General features: G+C 72.5%; 20 protein-coding genes and 1 tRNA gene. 14 read left to right on the top strand and 7 right to left on the bottom strand.

Annotated features, from left to right (window positions below; genetic code table 11):
- The first annotated feature begins 226 nt into the window (after window positions 1–226).
- The 3 genes from ACZ6AA_RS20860 (at window position 227) to ACZ6AA_RS20850 (ending at window position 4166) form a co-directional block, all read left to right on the top strand.
- A complete protein-coding gene (locus tag ACZ6AA_RS20860) occupies window positions 227–1930 on the top strand; it encodes an MFS transporter (RefSeq protein ID WP_471459364.1) in 1704 nt (567 codons plus the stop codon).
- 111 nt (window positions 1931–2041) lie between these two features.
- Window positions 2042–2530 (top strand): DUF485 domain-containing protein, encoded by a 489-nt coding sequence (locus tag ACZ6AA_RS20855; RefSeq protein WP_468459885.1) that lies wholly within the window; start codon window positions 2042–2044, stop codon window positions 2528–2530.
- A 13-nt stretch (window positions 2531–2543) separates the two neighbouring features.
- Complete coding sequence (locus ACZ6AA_RS20850) at window positions 2544–4166, top strand: sodium/solute symporter (protein ID WP_471459456.1); 1623 nt, start codon at window positions 2544–2546, stop codon at window positions 4164–4166.
- Window positions 4167–4179: 13 nt separating this feature from the next.
- On the opposite strand, the gene ACZ6AA_RS20845 is transcribed toward ACZ6AA_RS20850, so the two are convergent.
- From ACZ6AA_RS20845 to ACZ6AA_RS20835, 3 genes are all read right to left on the bottom strand, one after another.
- Window positions 4180–5145: a cellulose-binding protein gene (locus ACZ6AA_RS20845; protein WP_471459362.1), complete on the bottom strand. Its 966-nt coding sequence runs from the start codon at window positions 5143–5145 to the stop codon at window positions 4180–4182.
- Between the two features lie 303 nt (window positions 5146–5448).
- Entirely contained in the window at window positions 5449–8322 is a 2874-nt protein-coding gene (locus ACZ6AA_RS20840) for an SUKH-4 family immunity protein (RefSeq protein WP_471459360.1), read from the bottom strand.
- A gap of 7 nt (window positions 8323–8329) precedes the next feature.
- Entirely contained in the window at window positions 8330–9319 is a 990-nt protein-coding gene (locus ACZ6AA_RS20835) for an SMI1/KNR4 family protein (protein WP_468459891.1), read from the bottom strand.
- A 266-nt stretch (window positions 9320–9585) separates the two neighbouring features.
- On the opposite strand from ACZ6AA_RS20835, the gene ACZ6AA_RS20830 reads away from it, so the two are divergent.
- Together ACZ6AA_RS20830 and ACZ6AA_RS20825 are read left to right on the top strand one after the other, a co-directional pair.
- Window positions 9586–10152: a YwqJ-related putative deaminase gene (locus ACZ6AA_RS20830; protein WP_468460008.1), complete on the top strand. Its 567-nt coding sequence runs from the start codon at window positions 9586–9588 to the stop codon at window positions 10150–10152.
- Window positions 10153–10235: 83 nt separating this feature from the next.
- Window positions 10236–10724: an SUKH-3 domain-containing protein gene (locus ACZ6AA_RS20825; RefSeq protein WP_468460010.1), complete on the top strand. Its 489-nt coding sequence runs from the start codon at window positions 10236–10238 to the stop codon at window positions 10722–10724.
- Window positions 10725–10766: 42 nt separating this feature from the next.
- On the opposite strand, the gene ACZ6AA_RS20820 is transcribed toward ACZ6AA_RS20825, so the two are convergent.
- On the bottom strand, window positions 10767–12116 hold the full coding sequence (locus tag ACZ6AA_RS20820; RefSeq protein WP_468459893.1) for a sensor histidine kinase: 1350 nt from the start codon (window positions 12114–12116) through the stop codon (window positions 10767–10769).
- Between the two features lie 189 nt (window positions 12117–12305).
- Here ACZ6AA_RS20820 and ACZ6AA_RS20815 point away from each other — a divergent pair, with 189 nt between their 5' ends.
- The 7 genes from ACZ6AA_RS20815 to ACZ6AA_RS20785 all read left to right on the top strand — a co-directional run bounded on the left by ACZ6AA_RS20815 (window position 12306) and on the right by ACZ6AA_RS20785 (window position 17990).
- Complete coding sequence (locus ACZ6AA_RS20815) at window positions 12306–13163, top strand: hypothetical protein (protein ID WP_471459358.1); 858 nt, start codon at window positions 12306–12308, stop codon at window positions 13161–13163.
- Window positions 13164–13191: 28 nt separating this feature from the next.
- Window positions 13192–13266, top strand: a tRNA-Gln gene (locus tag ACZ6AA_RS20810).
- A gap of 114 nt (window positions 13267–13380) precedes the next feature.
- The gene (gene glmU / locus ACZ6AA_RS20805; protein ID WP_468459897.1) at window positions 13381–14838 is read left to right on the top strand and encodes a bifunctional UDP-N-acetylglucosamine diphosphorylase/glucosamine-1-phosphate N-acetyltransferase GlmU; all 1458 of its coding nucleotides are present in this window, start codon (window positions 13381–13383) and stop codon (window positions 14836–14838) included.
- Between the two features lie 125 nt (window positions 14839–14963).
- Window positions 14964–15950: a ribose-phosphate diphosphokinase gene (locus tag ACZ6AA_RS20800; RefSeq protein WP_468459899.1), complete on the top strand. Its 987-nt coding sequence runs from the start codon at window positions 14964–14966 to the stop codon at window positions 15948–15950.
- A 223-nt stretch (window positions 15951–16173) separates the two neighbouring features.
- Complete coding sequence (locus ACZ6AA_RS20795) at window positions 16174–16764, top strand: 50S ribosomal protein L25/general stress protein Ctc (protein WP_468459901.1); 591 nt, start codon at window positions 16174–16176, stop codon at window positions 16762–16764.
- Window positions 16765–16852: 88 nt separating this feature from the next.
- Entirely contained in the window at window positions 16853–17449 is a 597-nt protein-coding gene (gene pth, locus ACZ6AA_RS20790; RefSeq protein ID WP_468459903.1) for an aminoacyl-tRNA hydrolase, read from the top strand.
- 85 nt (window positions 17450–17534) lie between these two features.
- The gene (locus tag ACZ6AA_RS20785; protein ID WP_468459905.1) at window positions 17535–17990 is read left to right on the top strand and encodes a hypothetical protein; all 456 of its coding nucleotides are present in this window, start codon (window positions 17535–17537) and stop codon (window positions 17988–17990) included.
- An 84-nt stretch (window positions 17991–18074) separates the two neighbouring features.
- Here ACZ6AA_RS20785 and ppc read toward each other — a convergent pair whose 3' ends face one another.
- A complete protein-coding gene (gene ppc / locus ACZ6AA_RS20780; protein WP_468459907.1) occupies window positions 18075–20843 on the bottom strand; it encodes a phosphoenolpyruvate carboxylase in 2769 nt (922 codons plus the stop codon).
- Between the two features lie 355 nt (window positions 20844–21198).
- On the opposite strand from ppc, the gene ACZ6AA_RS20775 reads away from it, so the two are divergent.
- The gene (locus ACZ6AA_RS20775) at window positions 21199–22230 is read left to right on the top strand and encodes an acyl-CoA desaturase (RefSeq protein ID WP_471459355.1); all 1032 of its coding nucleotides are present in this window, start codon (window positions 21199–21201) and stop codon (window positions 22228–22230) included.
- Window positions 22227–22946 carry a TetR/AcrR family transcriptional regulator gene (locus ACZ6AA_RS20770; protein WP_468482532.1) on the top strand — a complete coding sequence of 240 codons (720 nt, stop codon included), beginning with the start codon at window positions 22227–22229 and terminating at the stop codon, window positions 22944–22946. The genes ACZ6AA_RS20775 and ACZ6AA_RS20770 overlap by 4 nt, the downstream gene beginning before the upstream one ends.
- Window positions 22947–23189: 243 nt before the next feature.
- Here the strand turns inward: ACZ6AA_RS20770 and ACZ6AA_RS20765 are convergent, their stop codons facing one another.
- Together ACZ6AA_RS20765 and ACZ6AA_RS20760 are read right to left on the bottom strand one after the other, a co-directional pair.
- Window positions 23190–23567: a VOC family protein gene (locus ACZ6AA_RS20765; RefSeq protein ID WP_468459913.1), complete on the bottom strand. Its 378-nt coding sequence runs from the start codon at window positions 23565–23567 to the stop codon at window positions 23190–23192.
- Window positions 23567–24406, bottom strand: a complete 840-nt coding sequence (locus ACZ6AA_RS20760) for a trans-aconitate 2-methyltransferase (RefSeq protein WP_468460012.1) — start codon at window positions 24404–24406, stop codon at window positions 23567–23569. The genes ACZ6AA_RS20765 and ACZ6AA_RS20760 overlap by 1 nt, the downstream gene beginning before the upstream one ends.
- Between the last annotated feature and the right edge of the window lie 126 nt (window positions 24407–24532).

Below are 24532 nucleotides of genomic sequence, written 5' to 3'. Positions count from 1 at the left end.
GGTCAGAGCCGTTCGTCCTCCGCCGGTACCAACGTCTCCCTGTCCGTAGTACGGAGGTCCCCCTAGGGGTTCTCCACCCGGCGGTGGAGCGGTTCTCAGGGTCGCTCCACCCTTCCGCCGACCGAGATCCCGCCCTACCAGCCGAGAGTCCCTCCACCCTCCCCCGAGGGCCCCGCCGGTGAGAAAGTGACCCGAGGCAATAGGTGCAGGGGGAAGGAATCTTGGGATGCCGAGTACCGAGCCGAGTACCGAGCCGCGTACCGAGCCGCGTACCGAGCCGGGTACCGACAAGCGCGGGGCCGTCGTCGCCGCGCTCATGCTCGTCATGGCGCTGGCCGCGCTGGACGCCACCATCGTCTCCACGGCCGTCCCGCAGATCGTCGGCACGCTCGGCGGCTTCTCCGTCTTCTCCTGGCTGTTCTCCGGCTATCTGCTGGCCGCCACGGTCACCCTGCCGGTGTACGGCAAGCTCTCCGACACCTTCGGCCGCAAGCCCGTCCTGATCGTCGGCAGCGTCCTGTTCCTGCTCGGCTCGGCGCTGTGCGCGCTGGCCTGGAACATGGGCGCCCTGATCGCCTTCCGCGTCGTCCAGGGCCTCGGCGGCGGCGCCCTCCAGGGCACCGTCCAGACCCTCGCCGCCGACCTGTACCCGCTCAAGGAGCGCCCGAAGATACAGGCCAAGCTGTCGACGGTGTGGGCCACTTCGGCGGTCGCGGGCCCCGCGGTCGGCGGCCTCGTCACGGCGTACACGGACTGGCGCTGGATCTTCCTGATCAATCTGCCGGTCGGCGCCGTCGCGCTCTGGCTGATCGTGCGCCATCTGCACGAGCCCGCCCGTACGACCGCGGCGGCCGGGCCGCGCGGCGAGGTGGGGAAGCGTATCGACTGGCCTGGCGCGCTCGCCGTCTTCGCCGCCGGGGGCGTCCTGCTGACCGCGCTCGTGCAGGGCGGGGTCGCCTGGGCGTGGCTGTCGGCGCCGTCGCTCGCGCTGTTCGCCGCGGGCCTGCTGTGTGTCGCCGCGGTCGTCGTCATCGAGCGGCGCGCGGCCGACCCCGTCATACCCGGCTGGGTGTGGCGGCGGCGCCCCATCGCCGCCGTGAACCTGGCGCTCGGCTCGCTCGGCCTGGTGATGGTGGCGCCCACGGTCTTCCTGCCGACGTACGCCCAGTCGGTGCTGCAACTCGCGCCCATGGCAGCCGGGTTCGTGCTCTCCGTGATGACCCTGAGCTGGCCGGTGTCGGCGGCGCTCAGCCAGCACGTCTACCGGCGCATCGGCTTCCGCAACACGGCGATGCTCGGCATCGGCGCCGCGGCCTGCGTCCTGTTCGCCTTCCCCCTGCTGCCCTACCCCGGCTCGGCCTGGCAGCCCGCCCTGCTGATGCTGCTGCTCGGCGCGGCGCTCGGCCTCTTCCAGCTCCCCCTGATCGTCGGCGTCCAGTCGACCGTCGGCTGGGCGGAGCGCGGCACGACCACCGCCTCGGTGCTGTTCTGCCGCCAGATCGGCCAGACCGTCGGTGCCGCGCTGTTCGGCGCGGTCGCCAACGGGGTGCTCAGCGCGAAGCTCGGCGGCGCGGGCTCCCTCGACGCGGTGGCGAAGGCCCTGGACGACCCGGACTCGGTGGCGGACGCGGACCGGCTGCGGCGCGCGGTGGACGCGGCCGTCGACGCCGTGTACGTGGGCGCGGCGTGCGCGGCGGTGGTGTGCCTGCTCGTGCTGCTCCTCGTGGCGCCGCGCCGGTTCCCCGTGATCCAGGAGGCACCGGCGGACTCCGGCGCGCCCGAGGGGCCGGGAGCACCGGCGGCGCAGGGGGCGCAGGGCACGGGGGACACGCCCCGCACACCCGACGAACCGCGTGCCCCTGACACTCAACTACCGTCCCAAAAGCCCAGGTTGACCCATTCGCCGCTCGACGAAACCCATACCGACTGACCAGTACGGCGAAAACCCCGCGCGCCCCCTCTACCAGCAAGTAGCGTTCTCGGCCCTCGCTCCCTCGCGGTCCGCACCGGACCGAAGCCGCGCTTGGAGAGGAGAACCGGGATGACCCACCCTCCGCACGAAGCGTCCCCCCACCACCCGCACCACGCGCACCATCCCCACCACCCGCATCACCCCCCTCATCTCCCCCACACCTCGTCCCCCTCCTACGCCACCTACCCCTGGCAGCCCGTCCCCCCGCCGCCCGCGCCACCACCACCCCGCGCGGCACCCCGCCACCCCGCCCTCGGCAACCACCGCGACCTGCGGGTCCTGCGCACCGCCTACCGCAGACAGCGCCGCGTCGCCACGCTCACCGCGCTCGGCTACTTCACGCTCTTCCTGATCCTCTCCGGCTGCGCGCCCTCACTGATGAACAGCGAGGTCTCCGGCGGCCTGACGACGGGCCTGCTCCTCGGCCTCGTACAACTGCCGGTGATGTGCCTCGCCATAGCGCTGTACGAGTTCACGGCGCGACGACGCCTCGACCAGCTCGCCGCGCGCCTGCGCAAGCTGGCGGAACTGGAGGCGAACCGTGAACATCGCCGCTGACGCGACCCAGAGCATGACCCTGGTGGCGTTCACGGCCACCGTCACGCTGACTCTGCTGCTGTGCGTGATGACGGGCCCCGACCGCGACGGGCTCGGCGAGTTCTACACCGGGTACGGCGGCCTCACGCCGCTGCGCAACGGCCTGGCCATCGCGGGCGACTACATCTCCGCCGCGTCCGCGCTCGGCACGACCGGCGTCATCGCGCTGCTCGGCTACGACGGCGTGGTCCTCGCCCTCAGTACGTCACTGTCGCTGATGCTGCTGATGTTCCTGCTCGCCGAACCGCTCAGGAACGCGGGCAAGTTCACGATGGGGGACGTCCTGGCACGCCGGATGCCGGGCCGGGTGGTGCGCGTGACCGCGTGCGCGGCGACGCTGGCCGCGCTGCTCCCCCTCATGCTGGTCCAACTGGCGGGCGCGGGCGATCTCCTGGCGTTCATCCTGGGGTTCTCCAGCCCCGGCCTGAAGACCGGGTGCGTGATCGCGCTCGGGGCGCTGATGATCAGCTACGCGGCGATCGGGGGCATGAAGGGCACCGCCCTCATCCAGATCCTCAAGATCGTGATCCTGCTCGGGTCCGGGACGGTGGTCGCCGCACTGATCCTGCGGCGCTTCGACTGGGACCCCGGAGCGCTCCTCGCCGCCGCCCAGCGGGGCAGCGAACTCGGCCCCGCCTACCTCCGGTCGGGGCTGCAGTTCGACGGCGGCCCGGCACCGCGCCTGGACATGATCAGCTCCGAGCTGACGGTGGTCCTCGGCGGGGCATGCCTGCCGCACATCACCATGCGCATGTACACGGCCCGCAGCGCCCCCGAGATACGGCGTTCGCTGTCCTGGGCGGTGTCGTCGGTCGCCCTCTTCGTCCTCGTCATCACGGTGATCGGATTCGGTACGACGGCGATGCTCGGGCGGGCCGCGGTGTCGGCGCACGACGCGCAGGGCAACACGGCGTATCTCCTGGGCACGCGCGCGGTGTTCGGCGCGGACGCGTCCGGCGCCGAGACCCTCCTCTTCACCACGGTCGCCACCGCCATCTTCCTGACGCTGCTCGCGTCGGTGGCCGGGATGATCCTGGCCTGCGCCAACTCTCTTGCGCACGACGTGTTCGCGGCCTGCCGCCGCGATCTGCCGCCCCGCAAGGAGATGACGCTCGCCCGCGGCTGCGCGCTCGCCGTGGGCGCCCTCGCGATCACCCTCGCCGTCCTCATCCAGGACCGCAGCCTCCAGCCCCTGGTGACCCTGTCGTTCTGCCTGGGCGCGTCCGTGCTCGCCCCCGCGCTGATCTACACCCTGTTCTGGCGCCGCTTCACCCGGGCGGGCCTCCTGTGGACCCTCATCGGCGGCACTCTCGGCTGCGCCGTCCTCATGACCGGCACCAACCTGGTCTCCGGCTCCCCCAACGCCGCCTTCCCCACCCACGACTTCAACTGGTTCCCCTTCACCACCCCCGGCATCGCCTCCATCCCCCTCGGCTTCCTCCTCGGCTGGCTGGGCACGATCACGTCCCGCCCGCCGGTCCAACGGGAGCAGCGGGCCCGGTACGAGGCGGTGGAGCCGTTCATCCTGGCGGGGGCGCGGGGTGCGGGCGGCTCGACGGGGTTCCGGCGAGCCGGGCGAGGGGCGGCCGAACGGTGACAGCCAGACAGACTCAGGAGCCGGAGCCGGAGCCGGAGCCCGGGTTCGGCCCGGGAACCGTCCCGGGCCCACCGGGTCGAGCCCCGTCCTCCTGGGCGCCCCGCCCGGTGAGCGCGGAGAGACTGCTCCGGACATGGTCCATGTGCGCCCGCACCTCGTCCCACCGCTCCCCGTGCTCCCGCAGGATCCGCTCCGTCTCCCGCCCGACCCGCTCCTGCCGCATCCGCGCCCGCGCGAGCACATCCGCGGCGCGCGCCTCCGCGTCCTCCTGCCCGTGCCGCGCGGCCTCCTCGGCCTGGGCCCTGGCCCGTTCGGCCTCGGCGAGGCGGGCCTCGGCGGCGGCGAGGAGGGACGCCTCGCGCGCCTCGGCCTCGGCCTCCCGCTCGGCGATCTCCCGCTCGGCGGCCTCCCAGCGTTCGGCGTGCTCCTTCTCCAGGTCGGCGAGGAGCCCGCTGGTGCGCTGCCGCATGTCCCGCAGCGCGGCCAGCGCCTCGCCGCGCCACTGCTTCACGTCCGTACGGGCGGCGACCCGCAGCTCGTCGGCGGCGGCGCCGTCCGCGAGCAGCCGCTGCCGGGCCCGCTCCTCCGCCTCGCCGCACACCGAGTCGGCGTACGCCCGCGCGGCCCCGGCGAGCGCCGCCGCGCCCGCGGCGGTGGCCTCCTCCTTCTCGCGCGCCGCGGCCGCCGCCGCGTCCCGCACGGCCGCGGCCTCCTCCTCGGTCAGCGCGAGGAGGTACTGCGCGCGCTGCCCCAGCGTCTCGTACGTCTGCGGAGCGAGCCGCGCGACGACCTCGCGCATGCGCGCGGCCTCCGCGTCCATCTCCTTCGCGAGGACGGTGAGGCGGGCGGCCCGCTCCCACGCCGCGTCGCGGTCCCGGGACAGGGCGTCGGCGTAGACGTCCACCTGTCCGGGACGGTAGCCGCGCCCGCGCACGGCGACGAAGCCATGAGGTGATACCGACACACCGCTGCCGCTCATCCTTGATCCCCTCTTTCGCCCACACAGACTCTCGCCGTCGCGCCGACCGCGTACAACGCGATTGGCGCACATCTTGATGGATCAAGCGGAAGTGGTCATAACGCGACACTCCGCCCATCCCATCCGGTCAAGGATGCGTCAATTGGGGTCAGAAGTCGGAATCGGGTTGTCGTTCCGCAGTACGACGAAGCTCTGAGCGAGCCCGTCGAGCCACCCGCGTACGCGAGCGCGCACGAGCGAGGCGCCCGGCCTGATCCCCAGGTCGGACGCCTCGTTCAGCTGTTTCCCCGTGCCTCGTACGGGTTACAGGAGTCCGTCCCACATCTGCTCGAGGAGCACCGACCACCAGCTCTCCGGCGAGGCGAGCGCGGCCGGGTCGAGCGCGGCGAGCTGGGTCTGGAAATCGACGGTCCAGCGGCCCGCCTGCTCCTGGTTGAGCCCGTAGCGCAGCCGCCACATGCGGCCGAGGAGCCCGAGGCAGCGGGTGAACTCGGGCAGGCCCGTGTTCACGAACTGCGGCGGCACGGGGGCGCCGCCGGGACCCGCCTCGACGGGCACGGCCACGATGTTCGCGGTGCCGTACTGGACGCAGATCGCCCGCCCGAAGTCGCTGCCCATGACGAGGTACGAACCGGCGTCCGACGCGGGCTGCACCCCCCGCTCCTGCGCCATCTCGGCCAGCGTCGGCACCGGCCGCCCCGGCTGGGCCTGCGCCCAGAAGAACGGCCCGAAGTCGACCGGGAGCCCGGCCACGACGAGCGTGTGCGCGACCACGTCCGGCACGCCCTGGCGGGACACCGCCCGCTGGTCGAACCGGAAGACGCCGGGACCGAACGCCCCGGCCAGTTCCTGGGCCACCCCCTCCGGCGGCACCGCGGGCGCGGGCGGCACCTGCGGCAACGGCGCGCGCACCGGCGCGGGGCGCGCCGGGCCGTCCGCGACCTGGTGCAGCTCGCCCTGGTGCGCGAGCAGTTGGTGCATGCCCTGCTGGCGCGAGGCATGGTCCTTGCCGTACGGCGCGATCGAGGCGATGCGCGCCTGCGGCCAGGTCTCCCTGATCATCCGCGCGCAGTACGCGCCCGGCAGATCACAGGACTCCAGCTCGGTGTGGAGTTCGAGGACCTGGTCCGGCGGGATGTTCATGGAGCGCAGCTCGTGGAAGATCTGCCACTCCGGGTGCGGCGTCCCGGGCGCGGAACGCCGGATGACCTGCTGCTCGGACCCGTCGGGCGCGCGATAGCGCAGCACGGCCTGGTAGCCGGGGCCGACGGTGGGCTGACCGGTCGGCGGCTGGGGGTAGCCGTACGGCTGGCCGGGGGGCATGCCCTGGGCGGGGGCCATGCCCTGGGCGGGCGGGGGCATGCCGGGTGCACCCGGGCCACCGGGCACGCCGGGAGGCAGGGGTGCGCCGGGGGCGCCGGGCATTCCGGGTGCGCCGGGAGCGCCGGGCGGCATGGGTGCGGCGGGGCCGCCGACGGCCGGGCCCGCGAGCATGGTGGCGGCGTGGTGGACGCCGCCGCCGGGGGCGCCGGGGGCTTGTGGCGCACCGGGTGCGCCGGGCGCACCAGGGGCACCGGGCGGGCCGGGAGGCTGCGGGGCGCCGGGCGCGCCGGGAGCACCCGGCGGCTTCAGGCCACCGCCCAGGCTCGGATCGGCCAACATCGTCGCCGCGTGATGCACCCCACCAGGAGGCGTACCCGGAGCACCCGGCGCACCAGGAGGCTGCGGAGCACCGGGCGCACCGGGCGCCGCAGGCGCGGCAGGCGCACCCGGAGCCCCAGGAGCCCCCGGCGCACCGGGAGTCTGCCCGTCCGGCCCGAGCGGCGACATCAGCTGCGTCGGTACGTATCCACCCGCAGGCGCACCCGGAGCACCGGCCGCGGGCGGCGGCGTGGCCCCCGGAGCGGGAGCACCAGGAGCGGGCTGCGCGCCCGGAGGCGGCGTGCTCCCGGCGGGAGCGGCAGGAGCACCGGGGGCACCCGCGCCGGACGCGTCCGGCCCTTGCGGATACCCGTACGGGGACGGAGCGCCCGCCCCCGAACCAGCGGGAGGCGGCGGCAGGTTGGGGCCACCGACCGCCGAACCGGCCGGAGGCGGCGGCAAGTCGGGGCCACCGACCGGCGACCCGGCGGGCGGCGGCGTGGAACCGGCGGGCGCGTACCCGGCGGGCGGCGGCGGCAGGTCGGGACCCGTCACCGCGGCACCCGCGGGCGGCGGCGGCAGGTTCGGCCCCGCACCCGGCGCACCCGGCACCGGCTCGTCGAGGGCGGGCGCGATGGCCGTCCTCGGAAGCTGGCTGCCGCCGGACATCAGCGCGGTCTTGGCCTCGGGGGACGCCGCGGGCGGCTGCTCCTCGTCGGCGTCGCCGCCGTCGAACGTCAGCGGCGGCGAGAACACCGTGGCGGGCAGCGGCACCGCCACGTCGTCGGCGTCGGTGTTCGTGTCCGTACCGGCCCACGGCGTCGCCGACGCGGGCACACCGGGCACCGCCGCACCATCACCGGCGCCCGCGCCCGACGCGCCACCCGGCGCCCCGGCCGACGGCCACGGCGTACCGCCGTCGGGCACACCGGGGGCGACCTGCGCGGCCGGAACCTCGGGCGCGGCCGCCGGACCCGGCCCGGCCATGGTCGGAAGCGGCTCGCCCACCGACTGCCCGGCAGCCCCCGCACCGGCGCCGACCCCGGCACCCGTACCAGCGCCAACCCCCGTACCGGCACCAGCACCGGCGGAATCACCGGCACCGGCCCCAGCACCACCCTGGGCACCCCCGCCCGTGTCCCCACCGGATCGCCGGTCCGGGATCCCCAGCTTGTCCGCCGCCTCCTGGAGCCACTCCGGGGGGCTCAACAAGAACGACGTCTGATTCAGATCCATCCGCTGCGGCGGCTCGGGAGCCGGTTCGGGCGCCGCCTCCGGCACGCCGTACTCCTCCTCGTAGCGACGGATCACCTCGCCCACCGGCAGACCCGGCCACAGAGTCGCCTCGCCGCTGTCCCGGGCGATCACGAGCCGCTGGTGGCCGCCGTCCGAGCGGGGACCGCCCTCGCGGTCCTCCGCCCACACCACGAAGCCCAGCTCGAACTCCCGCACCCGCACCTCGCGGTGGCCGGGCCCGGGCACATCACCGTTGATCCATTCCTCGGCGCGCTCCTGCGCCTGCGCGAAGGTCACCATCGGAAGCTCACTCCCCCACCGGGACAGCGCGCGCGAAGCCGCCGTCCACCATCAGGTTCGCCACGGTCTCCAGCTCGGGCGGACTGCCCGCGAGCCGGGAGAGGAAGGCGTCGAAGTCGTCGCCGCACGGCAGCAGCAGACGCTGCACGCGCTCGGCGGGCGCCCAGGAGGCGTCCACGTCCCGCACGTCGTCGTACGCGCAGAACCACACCGAGCCGATCCGGTCGCCCTTGGCCTTCACGGCGAGCAGACCGCCCTGCACGAAGCCCACACCCAGATAGTCCTTGGTGAGGTGGTCGCGCAGGCACTTGTTGACGTACAGGATGTCGTTGATCGCGGCCTCGTCGCGGACCGTGAAGAACGGCTGGTCGATGAGGAGCCCCAGCTCCGCGTCGAGAGCCGTGCCGACCGGCGCGCAGCCACCGGCCGCCTTCAGGAACGAGCGGTAGGCACCGGGCAGGCGATAGCCGAGGTCCTCCTCGACACCCACGATCTGGCCCTCGGTGACGGCCACCGCCGTCTTCGGCAGGGCCAGGTGCGCGGGGCGGGTCTCCTGCAGCGGACGCGTGCCCCGCTTGTCCTGGTCGACGGGCGCCGTCGAGATGCCGCCGTGATGCCGCAGCAGGGCCTTGACCTCGACGGGGACCAGCTCCAGACGGCGGCCGTGCGGCGCGTGGTGCCAGGTCCAGCCGTGCGGCGTCGCGACCGCGGGAATCGTGTCCCACAGCTCGTGGCCGGACGCGGCCAGCGCCGCGTTCGCCGAGACGTAGTCCGTGAGACGCAGCTCGTCCACGCCGAAGCCCTCGGGCGGCTCGGCGATCTCGGCGGCCGCGCGGGCATACGGCGAGAAGTCCGGGTAGCCGTCACCGTCCACCCGCACCCCCCTGGGGTGACGGGCGGCCCGGACCGGGTCCGGGAAGTGGACCACCTGCCCGGCGTAGGCCGCGTTCGGCGGCGCGGCTTGCTGCCCGAGCCGACCTGGCCCACCTTGCGTCATGGCGGATGCCCTCCTGCGGCACTGTGAGGTTCACGGACATCGACAGCCTATGCGCAAGCACGACACCGGTCACCGGGCCCCGAAACCGTGACCACCCGCCACGAGCCAGTCACCCAGAGGCGAAACCCAGGCGTGTCGTACAGCCCCAGCTTCCGCACCACGCGCCCCATTTGGCAGTCTGTTCCCGCAACGCGGGGGCGTGGCACCAGCGGCTGACACCGCGGGCACGGGGAGGGAAACACCACATGCACACGGCACCAACCGGCATGCCCAACGCACACGGCACACCTGCCACCGGCTCCGGCACCACCCGCACGGCACCCGGCCAGACCACCGGGACGACCGCCACCGCCGAGCCGGGAGACCCACGCGTCGGCTGGAGCAGTGAGCCCGTCGGCGCCCCGGTCCTGCACCACCGCCGCGACGGCATCCTGCCCACCGTGGCCGCCGCGCTCTCGGTCCGCGGCACCACCCTCACCAGCACCCCGAGGCGCGGCGACGACCCCCCGGACCTGCACCCGCTCGTCCAGGACTTCCTCGACACCCTCACCAGCGGCCAGCGCGAACGCTTCACCGGACGATGCGCGGAGGCCGTCCTCATCTCCCGGCACCTGACCACCGCCGACGCCGGCCGCTCCAAACGGGCCTCCCGCAAGCCGATGACCAACGGCGAAGCGCGCAAGGCCCTCAAGCACGCCAAACTCACCACCCGCCGCATCCGCGAGGACGGCGACCCCCTGCACGGCGCCTTCGCCCGCCCGTGCCGCTCCTGCACCGCCCTCACCGCGCACTTCGGCGTCCGCGTCGTCGACCCGACCGCACCCGACGCGTGACGCGGGGCGCCCACCAGCCGACGACCCCCGGTGCCACCCGCACCGGCCGCCGCCATCCGCACCCGCACCACGAGGGCCATGCCATGCACACCGAGAACTCCACCCGCTTCCCCGTGCCCGTCGACGCCGCCCTGCGCACCGCCGGCTGGCGGCCCGGCCGCTGGGACATCAAGCAGGCCGAGATCTGGGCCGACGTCCTGCGCCGCCACACCTCACCGGCGGGCCACCAGCACGCCGTGTTCCCGGCGGCCGTGGAGACCTGGGCGGAGTTCGGCGGACTGCACATCACCCCGCAGGGCCCCGGCCGCCAGATAGCCCCGGCGACCCTCCACCTCGACCCCATGTACGGCCTGCACATGGCCCGCACCCTCGGCGACCTGGGACGGGCCCTCGGCACGGAGGTCTGCCCGATCGGCGAGGAGACACAGACACAGGCGCTGCTCGCCATGGACGCCGAAGGCCGGGTCTACAGCCTCGACCACAGCGGCGACTGGTTCCTGGGCCGCCACATCGACCAGGCCCTCACCACCCTCGTCGCCGGCACCCGGCCGACCCGGCTCACGACGGGCTGAACCCCGCCCGCGCACCCGGATCCGGCAACCGCACGAGGAAGATCACTGACCGGCCGACGCCGGAAGCACCGCCGACACCTTGAACCCGCCCGCGTCCGTCGGCCCCGACACGAACACCCCACCGAGCGCCGTCACCCGCTCCTTCATGCCGACCAGGCCATTGCCCCCGCTCGGCAGCAACACCTCCGCCGGACCCGCCTCCGGAGGCGGACCGTTCTCCACCTGCATCGCGATCTCCGCGGCACGGTGCGCGAGCCGCACATAGGTCTTCGCACCCGCGGCGTGCTTGTGCACGTTGGTGAGGGCCTCCTGGACCACGCGGTACGCCGTCTCCTCCACGTCGGCCGCGTACGCCCGGCTGTCACCCTCCACGGACAGGTCCACCGCCATGCCCGCGGCCCGCGACTGGTCCACCAACTCGTCCAGCTCGGCCAGACACGGGCCCTCGGGGACATCGGGGGCGGCGGGGCCCGGGCCGACGGCGGGCTCGGCACGGGACGCGGCCTGCGCCGCGGCCTCGCCGACGGCGGCCAGCGGGACGGGGGCGGGCGCGGGCGCCGGTTTCGGCGGAGTGTCGCCCGCCCGCAGCACGCCGAGCATCTGACGCAGCTCCGTCAGGGCCTGGCGACCCATGTCGCCGACCAGAGCGGCGTTCTTCACGGCCTTCTCGGGGTCCTTGCGGGCGACGGCCTGCAACGCCGCCGCATGCACGACCATCAGGCTCACCCGGTGCGCGACCACGTCGTGCATGTCACGCGCGATACGGGTGCGCTCCTCGCCGCGGGCCCACTCCGCGCGCTCCTCGGCACGCTCCGCGAGCAGTTGCAGCTCCCGCTCCAGGCTGTCGGCACGCTCGCGCAGGGACTCCATCAGACGGCGGCGGGCGCCCACATACAGACCGAGGAGGACCGGCGGGGCCGTCACGCCCAGCGAGGTGCTGATGGCGATGAACGGTATGAAGCCCTCCCCGAAGGTCAGGTCGCCGTTGGCCATGTCCTGGTTGGTGCGCACGAACGTGACGATCAGGGTGCCCGCGAGGGACATGCCCGCGAGGGCGCCGATGATGCGGCGCGGCAGCTCGGAGGCGGCGAGGGTGTAGAGGCCGACGATGGCCATCAGGATGCCCATGCGGGCGGGCGTGATCGCGACGGAGATCAGCACGACCGCGATCGGCCAGCGGCGCCGCAGCACGAGGGCGGACCCGGCGAGCACCCCGAAGCCCACGCCGACCGCGACCGGAATGCCCGCGTCGTCGGCGAACTGCACACCCTCGACCCCGCACTCGGCCGCCGACACGAGCCCGAGCCCCACATCAAGGACGGCACTGCGCCGCCTCTCCCACCACCACGGCCCGGTCCCGGCCGCGGTGTCGCTTTCCCCCGTCGTGGTCATGCCTTCCAGCGTACGGGCGTCGGCGCTCCCGTATCCGGTGAGTTTCCCGCCCTGTGATCCCGGGCAGGGCGAGGCAGGATCCGGTACTCACCGGTGCCCCGCGCCAGCGAAACCCCCCGGTAACCCTCGAACAGTTGAATCGCCCGAATTTTCGATCCGGACGTCCGCATTCCGGACGAAGGTGTCCGCATGACCGAGATCACCGGCAAGCACGCCGATTTCGAGGACCTGCGGGCGCGGGCCGTCGCCCTGCGGCGCGAGGGCTGCAGCCTGCGGCAGATCCGCGACAAGCTGAAGGTCTTCAACAACGACCTCCTGAACCGCCTCGTCCAGGGCGAACCCCCGCCCGAGTGGACCAGGCGCCCGAACGCGAAGGACGATCTGCGCGCGAGGGCGCGGGAGTTACGGCTGCGAGGTCTCACGTACGACCAGATCGAGGTGGAGCTGGGCTGCTCGAGGAGTTCGGTCTCCCTGTGGGTCCGGGACCTGCCGAGGCCACAGCGGCGGGACCCCTCGGAGCAGGGCAGGCTCGCGGCTCGAAAGCGGTGGGAGCACGAGTCCGCGGTGCGGGACGAGGAGCGACGCCGCACGAAGGAGGCGGCCCGGCAGGAGGCGGGCCCCATGTCGGACCGTGAGCTCTTCCTCCTGGGAGTGGGCCTCTACTGGGCCGAAGGCGGCAAGGACAAGCCGTACGACCGGCGGGAGAACGTCACGTTCGTCAACAGCGACCCCGGCATGATCAAGGTCTTCCTCTCCTGGCTCGACCTGCTGCAAGTGGAGCGGGAGCGACTGCGCTTCTGCGTAATGATCCACGAGACCGCCGACGTGCCGGGGGCCGAGCGCTACTGGGCCGATCTCGTCGGCGCGGACGCCGCCGCCTTCAACAAGACGACGATCAAGAAGCACAACCCGAAGACCGTCCGGAAGAACGTCGGCGACAGCTATCGCGGCTGCCTGGTGATCAAAGTCCGACAGAGTGCCGACTTGTACCGTCGCATCGAGGGTGCGTGGTGCGGCATAGTGGAGGCCGCCACTTCAACGGACTGACGGTTTGTCCGTTTTGCGGCATTTACCATCCCCTGTGGTGTAATCGGCAACACGGGTCACTTTGGATGATTTGTTCCAGGTTCGAGTCCTGGCAGGGGAGCCACACGGCGCGGGTCCCGACCCACAAGGTCGGGACCCGCACTCATTTCCGCCCCACTACGCCCCGGTATCCTGCGGATGTCCACTCCCCAAGCATCCGAAGCCGAAGGGCACCCCTGTGAGCGCCAATCGCCCGGCAGCCGTCGTCGTCCTCGCAGCGGGTGAGGGCACCCGTATGAAGTCGGCCACGCCGAAGGTCCTGCACGAGATCTGCGGCCGTTCCCTCGTCGGGCACGTGCTCGCCGCCGCCCGCGAGCTGTCCCCCGAGCGTCTGGTGGCCGTCGTCGGGCACGAGAGCGAGCGTGTGATCGCGCACCTGGCCGGGATCGACGCCGAGGTGCGCACCGCTTTCCAGGCCCAGCAGAACGGCACGGGCCACGCCGTGCGGATGGGCCTCGAGGAGCTGGGCGGCAGCGTCGACGGCACGGTCGTCGTGGTCTGCGGCGACACCCCGCTGCTCACCGGCGCGACGCTCACGAGCCTGGCGGCCACGCACTCCGCCGACGGCAACGCGGTGACCGTCCTGACCGCCGAGGTGCCCGACGCGACGGGCTACGGCCGCATCGTGCGCGACGGTGTGTCCGGCGCCGTGACGGCGATCGTCGAGCACAAGGACGCGACGGACTCGCAGCGCGCCATCCGCGAGATCAACTCGGGTGTGTTCGCCTTCGACGGGCAGCTCCTGAGCGAGGCCCTCGGCAAGGTCCGCACCGACAACAGCCAGGGCGAGGAGTACCTGACGGACGTCCTCGGCATCCTGCGCGAGGCCGGGCACCGTGTCGGCGCCTGTGTGGCCGGGGACCACCGCGAGATCGCGGGCATCAACAACCGCGTCCAACTCGCCGACGCCCGCCGGGTCCTGAACGACCGGCTGCTCACGGCGGCGATGCTGGCGGGCGTCACCGTCGTCGACCCGGCGTCGACGTGGATCGACGCGGGTGTCACGGTCGAGCGCGACGCCGTGGTGCACCCGGGCACGCAGCTCCTGGGCGCCACGCACCTGGGCGAGGGCTGCGAGGTCGGCCCCAACACCCGCCTGAAGGACACCACGGTGGGTGCGGGCGCCCGCGTGGACAACACCGTCGCGGACGGCGCCGAGGTGGGCGAGCGGGCGAGCGTCGGTCCGTTCGCGTATCTGCGTCCTGGCACCCGGCTCGGGGTGAAGGCCAAGGCGGGTACGTACGTGGAGATGAAGAACGCGACGATCGGCGAGGGCACCAAGGTCCCGCACCTGAGCTATGTGGGCGACGCGACGATCGGCGAGTACTCCAACATCGGTGCCGCGAGCGTGTTCGTGAACTACGACGGTGAGGCCAAGCACCACACGACGGTGGGGTCGCACTGCAAGACGGGTTCGGACAACATGTTTGTGGCTCCTGTCACGATTGGCGACGGTGCCTACACCGCCGCGGGCTCGGTGATCACGAAGGACGTACCGGCCGGTTCGCTGGCCGTCGCCCGTGGCCAGCAGCGGAATATCGAGGGCTGGGTGGCCCGTAAGCGTCCGGGAAGCGCGGCGGCGCGGGCCGCCGAGGCGGCCTCTCGGACCTCCGAGACTCCGGCCGGCGAAAGCTGACCGGAAACAGGTGCGCCTGACACCGCGTACCGTGATAGGTGCACGAAACCTGATAGGTGCACGAAATCGGCTGGTTCGCGCGAGTACACCTCGCGGCCAGGGAACACGTCTGAGGAGACTGTGCTGTGAGCGGGATCAAGACGACCGGCGAGAAGAAGATGATGTTCTTCTCCGGCCGCGCCCACCCCGAACTGGCCGAGGAGGTCGCGCATCAGCTGGGTATCGGCGTGGTGCCGACCAAGGCCTTCGACTTCGCCAACGGTGAGATCTATGTGCGCTACCAGGAGTCGGCGCGCGGCGCGGACTGCTTCCTGATCCAGAGCCACACGGCTCCGATCAATAAGTGGATCATGGAACAGCTGATCATGATCGATGCCCTGAAGCGCGCCTCCGCGCGGAGCATCACCGTGATCGTGCCGTTCTACGGCTACGCCCGCCAGGACAAGAAGCACCGTGGCCGCGAGCCCATCTCGGCCCGCCTGGTCGCGGACCTCCTGGGTGCCGCGGGTGCCGACCGCATCGTGTCGGTGGACCTGCACACCGACCAGATCGTCGGTTTCTTCGACGGCCCCGTCGACCACCTCTTCGCGCTGCCGATCCTCGCGGACTACGTGGGCGCGAAGGTCGACAAGGACAAGCTGACGGTCGTCTCCCCCGACGCCGGCCGTGTGCGCGTCGCCGACCGCTGGTGCGACCGTCTGGGCGCCCCCCTGGCGATCGTGCACAAGCGTCGCGACAAGGACGTGGCCAACCAGGTCACCGTGCACGAGGTCGTCGGCAACGTCGAGGGCCGTGTCTGTGTCCTGGTGGACGACATGATCGACACCGGTGGCACGATCTGCGCCGCCGCCGACGCGCTGTTCGCGCACGGTGCCGAGGACGTCATCGTGACGGCCACGCACGGTGTGCTGTCCGGCCCGGCCGCGGACCGTCTGAAGAACTCGAAGGTCAGCGAGTTCGTGTTCACCAACACGCTGCCGACGCCGAACGAGCTGGAGCTCGACAAGATCACGGTGCTCTCGATCGCCCCGACGATCGCCAACGCGGTCCGGGAGATCTTCGAGGACGGCTCGGTGACCAGCCTCTTCGAGGAGCAGAGCGGCCCCGCGTAGGGCGCGTGACCGCGGTCGTTCCGGGGTTCCCGGGCGTCCCGCAAGATCCTTTTGGGTGCGGCCTGCCTCACCGAGTAGACTGTCGAAGTTGCTCGGCGAGGGAGGCCGCACTCGCGTTTTCACGAACGCAGTGTGTGGCGGTCCGTTATCGACGCGCTCTTCGTAGCAGGCCAGTCGTGGCCGGGTGACCACTTCAGTTCACCTTTTCTACGAGGAGTGCACCATGTCTGAGGTCAAGCTCAGCGCCGAGGTCCGTACCGAGTTCGGCAAGGGCGCCGCCCGCCGCATCCGCCGCGAGGACAAGGTCCCCGGCGTCCTGTACGGCCACGGCACCGACCCGGTCCACATCACCCTGCCCGGCCACGACCTGCTCCTGGCCCTGCGTACCTCCAACGTCCTGATCTCCCTGGACATCGAGGGCAAGTCCGAGCTGGCCATCCCGAAGGCGGTGCAGCGCGACGCGCTCCGTCAGGGCATCCTCAAGCACGTCGACCTGCTCCTCGTGAAGCGCGGCGAGAAGGTCAACGTCGAGATCCCCGTCGTCGCCGAGGGCGAGCTGGCCCCGGGCGCCAACCTCCTGGAGCACGTCCTCAACGCGCTTCCGGTCGAGGCCGAGGCCACCCACATCCCCGAGTCCCTGAGCGTCTCCATCGCGGGCCTGGAGGCCGGTGCCTCCGTCCTCGCCAAGGACATCGCGCTGCCCTCGGGCGTCTCCCTGGCCGTCGAGGACGACACCGTCGTCCTGCAGGTCCTGGCCGCGCAGGCCGAGGAGGCCCCGGCCGAGGCCGCGGGCGACGAGGCCGCCGAGGCCTGATCCTCGACCCGGCAGTACCGACCGCCGCTCAGCGCCCAGGCGCTGGGCGGCGGTTGCGCTATGAAGGTGCCATGAAGGAGACACACAGATGACGACGGACCCGAGCGCCCCCTGGCTGATCGTGGGTCTCGGCAACCCCGGCCCCGGCTACGCCATGAACCGGCACAACGTCGGCTTCATGGTGGCCGATCTGCTGGCCGACCGCGTCGGCGGCAGCTTCAAGCGGGCCGCCAAGGCGCAGGCGCACGTCCTGGAGGGCCGGATCGGCCCGATGGGCCCCGGCAGCCGCCGGGTCGTCCTCGCCAAGCCCGCCTCGTACATGAATCTGTCGGGCGGCCCGGTCACGGCGCTGCGCGACTTCTACAAGGTTCCGACGGCGAACGTCGTCGCCGTGCACGACGAGCTGGACATCGACTACGGCGTGCTGCGCCTGAAGCTGGGCGGCGGCGACAACGGCCACAACGGTCTGAAGTCGATGACGAAGGCGATGGGCGCCGACTACCACCGGGTCCGCTTCGGCATCGGGCGCCCGCCCGGCCGCATGCAGGTCGCCGACTTCGTCCTGAAGGACTTCTCCTCCGCCGAGCGCAAGGAGCTGGACTACTTCGTGGACCGTGCCGCGGACGCCGTGGAGTGTCTGGTGACGGAGGGTCTGGAGCGGGCGCAGGGCGCGTACAACTCCTGACGTACGGGACGACAACTCTCGCGTACGGGACGTTCGACCCGTCGGCTGTTGACGGAGCGTGCCGGCCTCCCCAAGGATCGCCGCCATGCCCGCATACCTACTGCGGGGCGCGGCGGGGCTCGTCGCGGCCCTGATCCTGACCGCCGGTGTCTGGGCGTCGTGGGGGACGGCGCGGCACGTGATGGTTCCCGACGACGGGCGGGAGCGGGGCATGCTCTCGCTCGCGCGCTGCGGCGGTGACGAGTGCACCGGGCCGTACGCTCCCGCGTCCGGCAGCGAGGTGCGGGACCGCGTCGTCATCGACAAGTCGGTGGCGGCCCGCGAGGGCGAGCGCATCCCGGTCGTGGTCAAGCCCGGCTCCGACGAGGCCGTGCGCAGCGGCGGCCCGGGGTTCCTGCACGCCTGGCTGCCGTTGGGCGGGGCGCTGTTGCTCGCGGCGGTGGTCGTGGCCGGGGGGCTGCGGCTCACCAAGGTGGCGGCGATTCTCGCCCTCGCGGGCGGGATCCAGCTGACGGCGGCCTTCGCGGCGCTCGCGCTCTGAGCCCGCGAGGGCCCCGGAGTCTTCGGAACGGCCCCGGGCCCCGCACCTTCGTCAGGTGCGGGGCCCGGGCGGGACGTGCGGCGGTCAGCCGGTGTTGCGCAGCCCCGCCGCGACCCCGTTGACCGTGAGCAGCAGTGCCCGCGCGAGCAGCGGGTCGGCCTCGTCGCCCGCGGCTGCCGCGTCGCGCTGTCGCTTGAGCAGCGCGACCTGGAGGTAGGAGATCGGGTCCAGGTAGGCGTCGCGGATCGAGAAGGTCTGCTGGAGCACCGGGTTGGAGTCGAGCAGGCGCTCGCCGCCGGTGACGCGCAGGACCTCGGCGACGGTGAGGGCGTGTTCGGCCTCGATGGCGTCGAAGACGTGCTTCAGGTCCTCGGGCACCAGTGTGTCCACGTAGTGCCGGGCGATGCGCAGGTCGGTCTTGGCGAGCGTCATCTCCACGTTGGAGACGAAGTTGCGGAAGAAGTGCCAGTGTTCGTGCATCTCGTCGAGGACGGTGTCCAGGCCCGCCTCGCGCAGCGCCTTGAGGCCGGAGCCCACGCCGAACCAGCCGGGCACGATCTGCCGTGACTGGGTCCAGCCGAACACCCAGGGGATGGCGCGCAGGCCGTCGAGGGAGACGCCCGAGCCGGGGCGGCGGGAGGGCCGGGAGCCCAGGTGCAGGTCGGCGAGTTGGTCGACCGGTGTGGAGGCGAGGAAGTAGGTCGGCAGGTCCGGGTCCTCGACGAGCCTGCGGTACGCGGAGTGCGCGGCGTCGGACACGACGTCCATGGCGGCGTCCCAGCGGGCCAGGGCCTCGTCGGACTGGCGGGGCGCGGTGTGCAGGGCGGAGGCCTGGAGGGTGGCGGCGACCGTCAGTTCCAGGTTCTCCCGGGCCAGGGACGGCACCAGGTACTTGTCGGAGATGACCTCGCCCTGCTCGGTCACCTTGATCTCGCCCTCCAGGGTGCCCCAGGGCTGGGCGAGGATCGCGTCGTGCGAGGGGCCGCCGCCGCGGCCGACGGTGCCGCCGCGGCCGTGGAAGAGGCGCAGGCGTACGCCGTAGCGGTGGGCGACGTCGCGCAGTCGGCGCTGGGCACGGTGGATCTCCCACTGGGAGGTGGTGATGCCGCCGAACTTGGAGGAGTCGGAGTAGCCGAGCATGACCTCCTGGACGTCGCCGCGCAGGGCGACGAGCCGCCGGTAGGAGGGGTCGGCCAGCATCTCGTCCAGGATGATGTCGGCGGCGCGCAGCTCGTCGGTGGTCTCCAGGAGCGGGACGATGCCGATCTTGGCCCAGCCCGCGTGCAGGTCGATCAGTCCGGCCTCGCGGGCGAGGACGGCGGCGGCGAACACGTCGTCGGCGCCCTGGCACATGGAGATGATGTACGACTCGATGACCTCGGGCCCGAACACGTCCAGGGCCTTCTTGACGGTGCCGAACACGCCGAGCGTCTTCTCCCCGGCCGCGTCGAGGGGCGCGGGCGAGGGTGCGAGCGGGCGGCGGGAGCGCAGTTCCTTGGCGAGGAGCTTCTGCCGGTACTCGCGCGGCATGTCGGCGTACCGCCAGGACTCCTCGCCGAGCCGGTCGAAGAGCTGGCCGAGGGCGTGGTGGTGGGCGTCGGCGTGCTCGCGGACGTCCATGGTGGCGAGTTGCAGGCCGAAGGCGGCGAGCGTACGGATGGTGCGGTTCATGCGGCCGTCGGAGAACAGGCCGCCCTTGTGGGCGCGCAGCGACGTCTGGATGAGCGTGAGGTCGTGCAGGAGCTCGGCGGTGCCCAGGTAGTCGCGGCCCGGCTCGTGCGCGGTGCCCTTGGCGAGGCGCTGCTTGGTGTTCTCCAGCTTCTGCCGGACGCAGGTGGCCTTGAGGCGGTAGGGCTCCTCGGCGTTGAGCCGCTTGTAGCGGGGGCTGATCTCCGGCAGCCGCTCCAGGTCGCACTGGAGGGAGTCGAGCAGTTCCTCGGTGGCGCCGGTGTAGCGGATGGAGTTGGAGAGGAAGCCGCGCAGTTCGTCGATCAGGTCGAGGGCGTCGTTGATGCCGTGCTCGTGCTGGAGGATCAGGACTTCCCAGGTGACGGCGGGCGTCACGTTCGGGTTGCCGTCGCGGTCGCCGCCGATCCAGGTGCCGAAGGTCAGCGGGCGGGTCTCGCTCGGCAGCTCGACGCCGACGCGCTCCAGCTCCGCGGTCAGGTCCTCCAGGACGTCACCGACGGCGCCGGCGTGCAGCTCGTCCAGGTAGTAGATGGCGTTGCGGGCCTCGTCGGCGGGCTCGGGGCGGACCACGCGCAGCTCGTCGGTCTGCCAGACGAGGTCGATGTTCTCGGCCAGACGGGTGTCGTGGCGGCGCCGGTCGGACTCGATGACCGGGGTCTCCAGGAGCTCGGCGACCCGGCGCAGCTTGTTCAGGACGGAGCGGCGGGCGGCCTCGGTGGGGTGCGCGGTGAAGACCGGGCGCACGTTCAGGTGCTCGACGGTCTGGCGCAGGTGCTCGGGGTCGGCGTCCTTGAGGCGGTCCGCGGTGCGGGCGAGCAGGCCGCCCTCGGCGGCGCGGCGGGCGCGCAGCTCGCGGCCGCGGTGCACCTGCTCGGTGACGTTCGCGAGGTGGAAGTAGGTGGAGAAGGCGCGCACCAGCTTCGCGGCCGTCTCCAGCTCCGTGCCGCCGAGGAGCCGGGCGGCGGCCTCGCCGTCCTCGCGGGTCAGGCGGCGGACCTTCTCCACCAGGTCCAGGAGCTCGGGGCCCTCCTGACGTACGAGGGTCTCGCCGAGGAGGTCGCCGAGGCGACGGATGTCGGCGCGCAGCTCGCTGTTCGTCCCGGCCGAGGTGGACGTGGTGCTCGCGGTGGCCGTGGTAGCGGTCTGGTCGTCGGCACTGCTCACAGGTGCGGCTCCTTGCGGTGAAGCCCGCCGTTTCCCCAGGGGGAACGGGGGGTGGGCACGTCTGGGAGGGGTCCCGGCCGTGGAACCGGGGGAGATACAGAGCGGACCGCGCTGTCCGACCGATCCAAGGATAGGTGTCGATGGGTCTTGGCAGACTCGCGGCCTCTTGCCGCGATGCCGCGCACTGCGATACTTACGAGGCCGTAACCTACGGTCCCGTAGCCACGCGCATGAGCGGGCCCTTCCCTGGGCACCCGCCCGTCCGGTGCCTTCCCGCCCGGCACGTGTCGACACCTCCGAACTTTCAGATTTCCGCATTCCCGCAGTCACCCTCGACCCCCCAGGGGAAGCCCCTATGACCACGAGCCCCGACGTCATCGACGAATCAAAGGGGGCGCCGACGGGCGCCCCGCTTCCGTCCGCCACCCTGGGCGGTGAGCAGAAGCGCTCCGTGGAGCAGCTCGCGCTGCTCCTCTTCATCTCCGTCCCGTTCCTTGCCCTGGTGGCGGCGGTGCCGCTGGCCTGGGGCTGGGGGGTCAGCTGGCTGGACCTCGGCCTGCTGGTGTTCATGTACTACCTGGGCTGCCACGGCATCACCATCGGCTTCCACCGCTATTTCACGCACGGCTCCTTCAAGGCCAGGCGTCCGCTCCGGATCGCTCTGGCGATCGCCGGATCCATGGCCGTGGAGGGCCCGCTGGTGCGGTGGGTCGCCGACCACCGCAAGCACCACAAGTTCTCCGACGCGGAGGGCGACCCGCATTCGCCGTGGCGCTTCGGCGAGACGGTCCCGGCTCTGCTGAAGGGCCTGTGGTGGGCGCACATCGGCTGGCTGTTCGACGAGGAGCAGACGCCGCAGGAGAAGTACGCGCCGGACCTGATCAAGGACCCGGCGATCCGGAACGTCTCGCGTCAGTTCGTTCTGTGGACCGTGGTGTCGCTGGCGCTGCCGCCGGTGGTGGGCGGCCTGGTCACGATGTCCTGGTGGGGCGCGTTCACGGCGTTCTTCTGGGGCTCACTCGTGCGGGTGGCGCTCCTTCACCATGTGACGTGGTCGATCAACTCGATCTGCCACGCCGTGGGCAAGCGCCCCTTCAAGTCCCGTGACCGCTCCGGCAACGTGTGGTGGCTCGCGGTCCTTTCCTGCGGCGAGTCCTGGCACAACCTGCACCACGCCGACCCGACGAGCGCGCGCCACGGTGTGATGCGCGGCCAGCTCGACTCGTCCGCGCGGCTGATCCGCTGGTTCGAACAGCTCGGTTGGGCGTACGACGTGCGGTGGCCGTCGCAGTCCCGCATCGACGCCCGCCGCAAGGCGCCCGACGGGGCCGAAGGAGCGGGTGCGATTCCCGCCCCGGGCAAGCCTCAGGCCGTAGACGCGGCATGATGGACCACGTGGCGACCGACCCCAGCAATCCGAGTACGACGCGCTCCGCGCGGGCCCCGCAGGGCTCCGCGGGTTCGAACAACGACAAGCCCCGGCGGGCCCGCCGGACCCGGATGACCGGCGCCGAGCGCCGTGAGCAGCTGCTGGACATCGGCCGCACCCTGTTCGCCGCCAAGGGCTTCGAAGGCACGTCGGTCGAGGAGATCGCGGCGAAGGCCGGTGTCTCCAAGCCCGTCGTGTACGAGCACTTCGGGGGCAAGGAGGGGCTGTACGCGGTCGTGGTGGACCGTGAGATGCGTCAGCTCCTCGGCATGGTGACCGGGTCCCTCACCGCCGGGCACCCCCGTGAGCTGTGCGAGCAGGCCGCCTTCGCCCTCCTCGACTACATCGAGGAGTACACCGACGGCTTCCGCATCCTCGTCCGCGACTCCCCCATCCCCCAGTCCACCGGCTCCTTCGCCTCCCTCATCTCCGACATCGCCACGCAGGTCGAGGACATCCTCGGCCAGGAGTTCAAGACCCGCGGCTTCGACCCGAAGCTCGCCCCGCTCTACGCCCAGGCCCTCGTCGGCAGCGTGGCCCTCACCGGGCAGTGGTGGCTGGACGTCCGCAAGCCCAAGAAGGCGGAGGTGGCGGCCCACCTGGTCAACCTGGCCTGGCACGGCCTGGACGGCCTGGAACCCAAGCCGCGCCTGATAGGGCACCGCAAGTCCTGAGGGCGCCTGACCTCACGGGGCCGCACGGGTCGGTACCCCGTGCGGCCCGGTGGGTGCTTTCCACCGCGCTGCACACGGCGGCTTTCCACCCGCCCACCCGTTTACCCAGCACCTGAGAGGTGAGCCGGGGGCAGGCGTTCAGCGGGGCCGACGAGGTCAAGGGGCCATCGCCCCGGGGACCTCCGCAACGGGTGGGCGGGTGGGAGGCGGCCCCGCGCAGCGGGGGCGGGGTTGCCGGGTGGGTCAGGACGCGGGCACCGCCACGTAGGGCTCCAGGAATTCGAGGCGGTTGCCCACCGGGTCCTCGGAGTAGAAGCGCCGGTGGCCGGGGAGGTGGTCGTCCCAGGTGACGCGGGCACCGAGGGCGGCGACCCGGGCCGCGTACGCCTCGATGTCCCTGACGAGCAGGCCGGGGTGCGCCTTGCGGGCGGGCCGGAAGTCGGCCTCGATGCCGAGGTGCAGCCGGACGGCCCCCGCCTCGAACCAGCACCCCCCGCGCCCCGCGAGAACAGGCGGCTTCGGCACCTCGGCCATCCCGAGCACGTCCACGTAGTACGCCCGCAGCGCGCCCTCACTGCCGGGCGGTGCGGCCAGCTGCACATGGTCGACGGCGGCGAGCATCAGGCCGCACCGCCCTCGCGGGCCACCGCGAAGAGCCGCCGGAAGGGGAACACGGTCCCGTGCGCCCCGGCCGGATAGGCCACACGCAGCAGATCGCGGTACTCGCCGAGGAACGCGTCCCGAGCCTCCGGATCGTCGGCCAGGGCGGTGAGGACGGGCCGGAGGCCGGTCCCCTTGACCCAGTCGAGGACGGGATCGGCGCCGGTGAGCAGATGCTGGTACGTGGTCGACCAGACGTCCGTCGCGCAGCCGAGCCCGGTGAGCCGCTCCAGGTAGGCGGCGGGTTCGAGGACGGCGTCGGCGTGCCGCAGCACCCCGCCGAGCCGCTCCCGCCAGCGCCCGCTCCCGCACAGTTCCCGCATCAGGGTGTGGCTGGGCGCCCCGAAGTTGGCGGGCATCTGGACGGCGAGCACCCCGCCGGGCCGCAGCGCCGCCACCCAGTCGGGGAGGCGGTCGGCGTGCCCGGGCACCCACTGGAGGGTGGCGTTCGACAGGATCAGGTCGTACGTCCCCGGGGCGGGCGCCCAGTCCCCGGCGTCGGCGGGCGCGAACTCCAGGAGCCCGCCGCCCGCCGTGGGCCCGGCGAGGGCGGCGGCCTGGCTCAGCATCTGCGGGGAGTTGTCGTAGCCGGTGATGTGCGCGTCGGGCCAGCGCTCGGCGAGCAGGACGGTGACGTTGCCGGGCCCGCAGCCGAGGTCGGCGATGCGGGGCGGGCGGCCGTCGGGGTGGGCGGGCAGCGGCGGCACCCGGGCGAGGAGGTCGCGGAAGGGGCGGGCGCGGTGGCCGGAGTGGCGCAGGTACTGGTCGGGGTCCCAGGTGGGCGACGCGGTGGGCGGCATGGGGTGCTCCTCTGCGACGGCGGTGACGACGGCGAGGTGGCGCACGACCGACGTCGCCGTGAACGCGTACCGCATCGGTCGGCTCCACCTTCGGCCCCATCCTCGACCCGAAGTATCTTGACGTCA

The sequence above is a fragment of the Streptomyces sp. NPDC040610 genome, assembly GCF_055594065.1.
Note: the sequence above shows the minus strand (reverse complement) of the source record. Positions and strands in the feature narration are given on the sequence as shown.

Coding starts and splice junctions, on each gene's coding strand:
- ACZ6AA_RS20860 (WP_471459364.1), top strand. CDS start 227: ATGCCGAGTACCGAGCCGAGTACCGAGCCGCGTACCGAGCCGCGTACC.
- ACZ6AA_RS20855 (WP_468459885.1), top strand. CDS start 2,042: ATGACCCACCCTCCGCACGAAGCGTCCCCCCACCACCCGCACCACGCG.
- ACZ6AA_RS20850 (WP_471459456.1), top strand. CDS start 2,544: ATGACCCTGGTGGCGTTCACGGCCACCGTCACGCTGACTCTGCTGCTG.
- ACZ6AA_RS20845 (WP_471459362.1), bottom strand. CDS start 5,145: ATGAGCGGCAGCGGTGTGTCGGTATCACCTCATGGCTTCGTCGCCGTG.
- ACZ6AA_RS20840 (WP_471459360.1), bottom strand. CDS start 8,322: ATGGTGACCTTCGCGCAGGCGCAGGAGCGCGCCGAGGAATGGATCAAC.
- ACZ6AA_RS20835 (WP_468459891.1), bottom strand. CDS start 9,319: ATGACGCAAGGTGGGCCAGGTCGGCTCGGGCAGCAAGCCGCGCCGCCG.
- ACZ6AA_RS20830 (WP_468460008.1), top strand. CDS start 9,586: ATGCCCAACGCACACGGCACACCTGCCACCGGCTCCGGCACCACCCGC.
- ACZ6AA_RS20825 (WP_468460010.1), top strand. CDS start 10,236: ATGCACACCGAGAACTCCACCCGCTTCCCCGTGCCCGTCGACGCCGCC.
- ACZ6AA_RS20820 (WP_468459893.1), bottom strand. CDS start 12,116: ATGACCACGACGGGGGAAAGCGACACCGCGGCCGGGACCGGGCCGTGG.
- ACZ6AA_RS20815 (WP_471459358.1), top strand. CDS start 12,306: ATGACCGAGATCACCGGCAAGCACGCCGATTTCGAGGACCTGCGGGCG.
- ACZ6AA_RS20795 (WP_468459901.1), top strand. CDS start 16,174: ATGTCTGAGGTCAAGCTCAGCGCCGAGGTCCGTACCGAGTTCGGCAAG.
- pth (WP_468459903.1), top strand. CDS start 16,853: ATGACGACGGACCCGAGCGCCCCCTGGCTGATCGTGGGTCTCGGCAAC.
- ACZ6AA_RS20785 (WP_468459905.1), top strand. CDS start 17,535: ATGCCCGCATACCTACTGCGGGGCGCGGCGGGGCTCGTCGCGGCCCTG.
- ACZ6AA_RS20775 (WP_471459355.1), top strand. CDS start 21,199: ATGACCACGAGCCCCGACGTCATCGACGAATCAAAGGGGGCGCCGACG.
- ACZ6AA_RS20770 (WP_468482532.1), top strand. CDS start 22,227: ATGATGGACCACGTGGCGACCGACCCCAGCAATCCGAGTACGACGCGC.
- ACZ6AA_RS20765 (WP_468459913.1), bottom strand. CDS start 23,567: ATGCTCGCCGCCGTCGACCATGTGCAGCTGGCCGCACCGCCCGGCAGT.
- ACZ6AA_RS20760 (WP_468460012.1), bottom strand. CDS start 24,406: ATGCCGCCCACCGCGTCGCCCACCTGGGACCCCGACCAGTACCTGCGC.